The 509-nt window shown below is 43.0% G+C and carries 1 protein-coding gene; it reads left to right on the top strand.

Annotated features, from left to right (window positions below; translation table 11 throughout):
* The coding region (locus HHA41_RS13060; RefSeq protein ID WP_168461970.1) for a DDE-type integrase/transposase/recombinase at positions 1-509 on the top strand (509 nt) is incomplete at both ends.

The raw sequence follows: 509 nt of genomic DNA on the forward strand, positions 1-509 counted from the left end.
GAATCACAAGCGGGTTTACCGCATTTACTGTGAGTTGGCACTGAATCTGCGTATTAAACCGAGAAGAAGACTAAAACGGCATGCGCCTGAACCATTGAAAGAACCAATCCGAGAAAATCAGGTTTGGTCATTAGATTTTATGCATGATCAGCTTTCCGATGGTCGCAAGTTTCGATTATTGAATGTGATTGATGATTACCGCCGCGAAGGCCTAGCCATTGAAGCAGGGTTCTCATTGCCCACAATCAGGGTTATTCGTACGTTGAATCAATTGCTGGAGTGGAGAGAAAAACCGTTAGTGATCCGATGCGATAATGGTCCCGAATTTATCAGTCACGAATTTGTGCGCTGGGCTACTGAGCACGGTATTCGTATTGAATATATTCAACCGGGTAAGCCACAGCAGAATGCGTATATTGAACGCTATAATCGGACCATACGTTATAGTTGGCTGAGCAAGCATTTATTTGATACTTTGGATGAAGTACAAGATTATGCAACAAACTGGT

This window comes from Acinetobacter sp. A1 (assembly GCF_012371315.1).
In the GTDB taxonomy this organism is placed as follows: Bacteria; Pseudomonadota; Gammaproteobacteria; order Pseudomonadales; family Moraxellaceae; genus Acinetobacter.